This window comes from Corallococcus llansteffanensis (genome assembly GCF_003612055.1).
Classification (GTDB): domain Bacteria; phylum Myxococcota; class Myxococcia; order Myxococcales; family Myxococcaceae; genus Corallococcus; species Corallococcus llansteffanensis.
The window spans coordinates 1-6,260 of record NZ_RAWB01000578.1; the positions used below are offsets into that span (position 1 = coordinate 1).

Annotated in this window: 6 protein-coding genes; all 6 read left to right on the forward strand. The window is 70.3% G+C overall.

The window, feature by feature from the left end; translation table 11 throughout:
* Positions 1-34: 34 nt before the first annotated feature.
* The 6 genes from D7V93_RS35535 to D7V93_RS35565 all read left to right on the forward strand — a co-directional run bounded on the left by D7V93_RS35535 (position 35) and on the right by D7V93_RS35565 (position 6,122).
* Positions 35-658 (forward strand): TetR/AcrR family transcriptional regulator, encoded by a 624-nt coding sequence (locus D7V93_RS35535; protein WP_120647589.1) that lies wholly within the window; start codon positions 35-37, stop codon positions 656-658.
* 25 nt (positions 659-683) lie between these two features.
* Complete coding sequence (locus D7V93_RS35540) at positions 684-1,583, forward strand: sterol desaturase family protein (protein WP_120647584.1); 900 nt, start codon at positions 684-686, stop codon at positions 1,581-1,583.
* A gap of 172 nt (positions 1,584-1,755) precedes the next feature.
* Positions 1,756-3,345, forward strand: a complete 1,590-nt coding sequence (locus D7V93_RS35545) for a glucose-6-phosphate isomerase (protein ID WP_120647585.1) — start codon at positions 1,756-1,758, stop codon at positions 3,343-3,345.
* A 279-nt stretch (positions 3,346-3,624) separates the two neighbouring features.
* A complete protein-coding gene (locus tag D7V93_RS35555) occupies positions 3,625-4,509 on the forward strand; it encodes a hypothetical protein (RefSeq protein ID WP_244237699.1) in 885 nt (294 codons plus the stop codon).
* A gap of 173 nt (positions 4,510-4,682) precedes the next feature.
* Positions 4,683-5,273 (forward strand): class I SAM-dependent methyltransferase, encoded by a 591-nt coding sequence (locus D7V93_RS35560; RefSeq protein ID WP_120647587.1) that lies wholly within the window; start codon positions 4,683-4,685, stop codon positions 5,271-5,273.
* A gap of 78 nt (positions 5,274-5,351) precedes the next feature.
* Complete coding sequence (locus D7V93_RS35565) at positions 5,352-6,122, forward strand: SDR family NAD(P)-dependent oxidoreductase (protein WP_120647588.1); 771 nt, start codon at positions 5,352-5,354, stop codon at positions 6,120-6,122.
* Positions 6,123-6,260 lie beyond the last annotated feature (138 nt).

Genomic DNA, 6,260 nt, shown 5'->3' on the forward strand with positions numbered 1-6,260 from the left:
CCCCAGGTCCGCGCCCAGGGCCGCCGCCCCGAAGCTGGCCGCGCCCGTCGCGCTGGCGGTGCGCCGCACGCAGGCGGAGCGCCGGGAGACGACGCGGCGCAAGCTGCTGGACGCGACCCTGGAGGCGCTGGTGGAGCAGGGCTACGCGCGGCTGACGACGGTGGAGGTGGCGAAGCGGGCGGGGGTGTCGCAGGGGGCGCTCTTCACGCACTTCGACACGAAGGAGGAGCTGCTCGCGGTGGCGGTGGAGCACCTCTTCCCGCGCATCATCCAGGACTTCCTGGCGGGCGTGGGAGCGCGGCCGTCCGGGAAGGACCGGGTGGAGGCGGTGGTGGACATGCTGTGGGCCGCGTACCAGCGGCCGGAGCTGCAGGCCGCCATCGAGCTGTACGTCGCCGCACGCACCGACCCGGAGCTGCAGAAGGCGCTGGCGGCGGTGGACGGGCCGCACCGCAAGAACCTGCACCGCGTGGCGCGCGAGCTGTTCCCGGACGTGGCCGCCACGCACGCGGACTTCGACGACGTGGTGGAGCTGGCGCTGGACGCCGTACAGGGCGCGGCGGTGGGCGGCACGGCCCGCCCGACGGACCCCGCGCACCGCCGCATGCTGGACACCCTGGCGCGCTTCCTGCGCGTCTCCTTCGCCCCCAAAGCCTGAGCCGCAAGCACGCAGGAGGTCTTCCATGGACATGTCTCACATCCCCGACCTCATCACCCCGGCCATCCCGGTGTTCGTCATCACGATCATCGCCGAGGCCCTGTGGGTGAAGCGGCAGCGAGCCGAGGCAGGCGTCACGCTGAAGGGCCACACCTGGAAGGACACGCTGGCCAGCATCTCCATGGGGCTGGGGAGCGTGGCGGTGGGCGTGGGCTGGAAGGTCGTGGCATTCGCGGGCTACGCGGGGCTCTACCACCTGACGCCGCTGCGCATGGGCTCCGGGCCCTGGGCGTGGGTGCTGCTCTTCTTCCTGGAAGACCTCTGCTACTACGCCTTCCACCGCGTTCACCACGAGAGCCGCCTGTTCTGGGCGTCGCACGTGGTGCACCACTCCAGCCAGCACTACAACCTGTCCACGGCGGTGCGCCAGACGTGGACGCCGATGACGGGCTGGGTGTTCTGGGTGCCGCTCGCGCTGCTGGGCTTCTCCCCGGAGATGATCGTCACCCAGCAGGCGGTGAGCCTGCTGTACCAGTACTGGATCCACACGGAGGCCATCCATCGTCTGCCGCGTCCGGTGGAGTGGCTCTTCAACACGCCGTCGCACCACCGCGCGCACCACGCGTCCAACGCCGTCTACCTGGACACGAACTACGCGGGCATCCTCATCATCTGGGACCGGCTCTTCGGCACCTTCACCCCGGAGGTCGAGCGGCCCGTCTACGGGTTGACGAAGAACCTCTCCACGTACAACCCGGTGCGCATCGCGTTCCACGAGTTCGCCGCCATCGCGCGGGACGTGGCCCGGCCCGGCCCGCTGGGGCAGCGGCTGGGCTACGTCTTCCGCAACCCGGCCTGGAAGCCGAAGACAGCGCAGGCGCCGGAAGCCCCGCCGCCAGTGGAGGCCGCGCACCCGTCGCCGTGAGCGCCGGGCCTCCTGGACGACAGAAGGCCTGGCTGAAGCGACGTCCAGGCAACGCGGGCCACGACATCCCTGCCGTCACGCCGTGCGGGCCTTGCTACGGTGCGCCGCGACGGTTTCCAGGGTCCCCGTGCGGCAAGAAGGCGGGCGCCCCTCCCAGGCAAGGAGTCGGGTCATGACGGAGCGCGAGTTGTGGGAGCGGTACCAGCGGCACCTGTGCGTCGTCCCCTCGGTGGGGCTCACGCTGGACATCTCCCGCATGAACTTCGGCGCGGACTTCCTGGACGGGATGCGCTCGCGCATGGACGCGGCGTTCCAGGCCATGGACGCGCTGGAGAAGGGCGCCATCGCGAACCCGGACGAGAACCGCCGCGTGGGCCACTACTGGCTGCGCGCGCCGGAGCTGGCGCCCGAGGCCGGGCTCAAGACGGCCATCACCGACATGCAGGCCCAGGTGGCCGCCTTCGCCCGGGACGTGCACGCGGGCAAGGTGAAGCCCGCGAAGGCGGCGAAGTTCACGCAGCTGCTGCTGGTGGGCATTGGCGGCTCCGCGCTGGGGCCGCAGCTCGTCGCGGACGCGCTGGGCTCGCACCGGGACCCGCTGCAGGTGCACTTCCTGGACAACACGGATCCGGACGGCATGGACCGGACGCTGGGGGCCCTGGGGGAGCGGCTCGCGGAGACGCTCACGGTGGTCATCAGCAAGTCGGGCGGCACCAAGGAGACGCGCAACGGCATGCTGGAGACGGAGCGCGCCTACCAGCAGCGCGGGCTGGACTTCGGCGCGCACGCGGTGGCCGTGACGGGTGACGGCAGCGAGTTGGATCAGTACGCGAAGGGGCACCACTGGCTGCGCACCTTCCCGATGTGGGACTGGGTTGGCGGGCGCACGTCCCTCATGTCGGCGGTGGGGCTGGTGCCGGCGCGGTTGCAGGGGCTGGACGTGGACGGCTTCCTCGCGGGCGCGAAGGACATGGACGCGGCGACGCGCGTGCACGACGTGGTGAAGAACCCGGCGGCGCTGCTGGCGCTGATGTGGTTCCACGCGGGCGGCGGCAAGGGCGCCAAGGACATGGTCATCCTGCCGTACAAGGACCGGCTGATGCTGATGTCCAAGTACCTCCAGCAGCTCGTGATGGAGTCGCTGGGCAAGGAGCTGTCCCTGGACGGCAAGGTGGTGAACCAGGGCCTCGCGGTCTACGGCAACAAGGGCTCCACGGATCAGCACGCGTACGTGCAGCAATTGCGCGAGGGTGTGAACAACTTCTTCGCCACCTTCGTGGAGGTGCTGAAGGACCGCGACGGCCAGTCGATGGCGGTGGAGGGCGACAACACCAGCGGCGACTACCTGCTGGGCTTCCTGCTGGGCACGCGCCGGGCGCTGTTCGAGAAGGGCCGCGAGTCGATGACGCTCACGGTGAAGGACGTGAGCGCGCGCACGGTGGGCGCATTGATTGCCTTGTACGAGCGGGCGGTGGGCTTCTACGCCAGCCTCGTGAACGTCAATGCCTATCACCAGCCGGGCGTGGAGGCGGGCAAGAAGGCCGCGGGCCGCGTGCTGGAGTTGCAGGGCAAGCTGCTGGCGAAGTTGCAGGCGGCGAAGGCGGAGGCGCGCTCGGCGGATCAACTGGCCCAGGACATCGGCGCGCCGGACGAGGCGGAGACGGTGTTCAAGCTGCTGGAGCACCTGTCCGCCAATGGCGACCACGGCGTGAAGCGCACCGGCGGCGAGCGCCCCGCGGAAGCCCGCTTCCAGGCGGGGTGACAGTGGGGTGCCCCACGGGGCGATGATTGACGGGCCCAGGTGACGGTTAGCCTGGGCCGTCATGGGCCAGGGCCGCGCGCACTCCGTGGGGATGTGGCTGTTGGTGCTGGGCTGCGCGACCGCGTGCCCGGAGGCGCACCGGCGAGGGGGACTGGTGGACCGCGCCGCGCATCGGGATGCGGTGGAGCAGGTGCCGAAGGAACCCTGTTCCACGGAGGTCTACGAACGCTATTGCGTCGATGAAGGCGACCCGAGCGCGGAATGTCTTGAGGCCTGCCCATGATGCGCCACTGGCACACGCCCATGGGCCTGTTCGCGTGCATCGTGCTCATTGCTCCGACGGTCTTCATCCTCTGGAGCTTCCGGGAGGTACCGGTCCAGGACGGCGTGATTCCGATCCTCAGCAACGAGGCGCGCGCGCAACTGCTGACCTACCACCAACGCTGCTTGAGGCAGGCCGACTGCGAGCAGCCTCTCGGTTGTTTCTTCGACGGCCGTCACGGGAAGTACTGCACGGACAGCGCCTGCATGACCGACCAGCAGTGCCTCGTAGGCCAACGTTGCAGCACGCTGTCCACCACCAACGGGAGAGCCGAGGTCAGACTCTGCGCGCCCATTGGCCCACGGCAGGAGGGGGAGCATTGCCTGAAACTTCCCCTGGATCGGGAAGCATCCTGTACCGCGGACCTTCAGTGCGCTGGCACCTGGGGTTACGGTTACTGCGCCCGCCCCTGCGCTCCTGGCGACCCTGGCACCTGCGCGGAGGGCTTCTTCTGCGCGGACGTGAAGCCCAAGCCCTCCTGTCTTCCCACCTGCGAAGCGCGCGGATGTCCCCAGGGCCAGACCTGCGTCCCCTTCGAGGAAGAAACCTCCGTCTGCGCGGAGGTCTACGGCACGAACTGCGTGGAGACGCCCTGCCCCGACGGACAGAAGTGCGAGGTGCTCCCGGACTCGCGGTTCCCCGGCAAGGTCTGGATGGAATGTGTCGTGCGCTGCTCCCTCGCGAATCCGACCTGCGCGGAGGGCCAGGTCTGCGACCGCTATCACTGCGTTCAAGCCTGCGATCCGAACGGATCCAACCCGTGCGCGGAGGGCTACCACTGCGACCGTCGCAAGAAGGACTGGCCGTGGTCCTGCCAACCGGATTCCTGGACCGGCCCCTGAGCCCCGCGTCCTCCCGCTGACGCCGGGCCTGCCCCCAGGTCCCGAGCCGTCTTCCAGTCAATGGAGCATTGATCCGGTGTGCACGGCCAACACTGCAACGGGCCCCATCGGACGGGATGTTGCGGGCGCATCACTATCGCATCCTTGGAGTTCGCGATCCCCGGAGCCCCAGGATGACACCTTCTCCGTCCGCCCCCCTCGTCGACCCGTGCACCGTCCCTTCATCCCCGGAGGCCGATGATCCGTGGCGCTTCGACGCGCTCGGCTGCGTGCGCAGCCGGGACACCGTCACGATGGATGCACTGCCTCGCGCGCGCTATCGCTCCGCCCTCGAAATTGGAGGCGGCATCGGCGGCCTCACCGAGAAGCTCCAGGCGCGCTGTGACGCCCTGCTCTGCGTGGACACCTCCCCCCGCGACCAGGCGCGCGCCATCCACCGCTGCCGCCACCTGACCCACGTGCGCTTCCAGCAGCTGTCCGTGCCGGACGCCTACCCCGACGCGACCTTCGACCTCACCCTGCTGTCCGAACGCGCCTGCTACTGGAGCGCCCCGGAGCTGGCGCGCGCACAGCAGCGCATCCTCGAACACCTGGAGCCCGGCGGGCACCTGCTCCTCGTCCACTGGACCGGCCAGACGCGCGACATGCGCCTCAACGGCCACGACGTCCACGACGCCTTCCACCGGCTCACCCGCCGGGGCCTGCGCCACCTGCGCGGCGAGATGGAGGGCACCTACCGCCTGGACGTCTTCGAGCGCCTCTAGGCCCCGCTTCCGTCCGGAGGTCGACCGCCTCCAAATCCCCTGCCCCACCGGCCCCACGGCGGCGCTAGAAGGGGCCGCATGGAACTCGGAATCACGGGAAAAACGGCGCTCGTCACCGGCAGCAGCCGGGGCATCGGGCGGGCCATCGCCATGGCGCTCTCGCGCGAGGGCGCGCGGGTGTGCGTGTGCGCGCGTCACCTGGAGCCGCTGGAGGTCGTCGCGAAGACGCTGCGCTCCGAGGGCGCGCAGGTGGCCACGGTGGTGGCGGACGTGGCGACCCCCCAGGGGGCCTACGCGGCGGTGGACGCGGCGGTGCACGCCTTCGGGTCGGTGGACATCCTGGTGAACAACGTGGGCGGCAGCGGCGGCGCGGGCGCCTTCGACGCGGCCAGCTCCGAGCAGTGGGCGAACGTCATCCAGCGCAACCTGATGTCCGCCGTGTGGTGCAGCCAGCGCGCGGTGCCCCTGATGCGCGCCACGGGGGGCGGCAGCATCATCCACCTGAGCTCCATCTACGGCCGCGAGTACGCCACCAGCGCGCCCTACAGCGCCGCCAAGGCGGGCCTCATCGCGCTGACCAAGGAGATGGCGGTGGACCTGGCCCCCCACCGCATCCGCGTCAACGCCGTCGCCCCCGGCTCCATCTTCTTCCCCGGGGGGAGCTGGGACAAACGCCAGCAGCTGGACCCCGAGGCGGTGGCCCGCGTGGTGCGCGAACAGATTCCCTGGGGCCGCTTCGGCACGCCGGAGGAGGTGGCGGACGTGGTCGCCTTCCTGGCCTCGGAGCGGGCGAAGTGGGTCACCGGCTCCACCCTGCCCGTGGATGGCGGCCAGGGCCGCGCCTTCTAGGGCCGCACGCCGCGGTCCTGGCGCTAGAGTCCGCGCGCATGAGGCCACGCACGTGCTGAAGCTCTACAAGAAGGACGGCGACACCCTGCGCTACTGGGAGGCGTGGGAGCACGAGGGCGTCGTCACCGTGCACTGGGG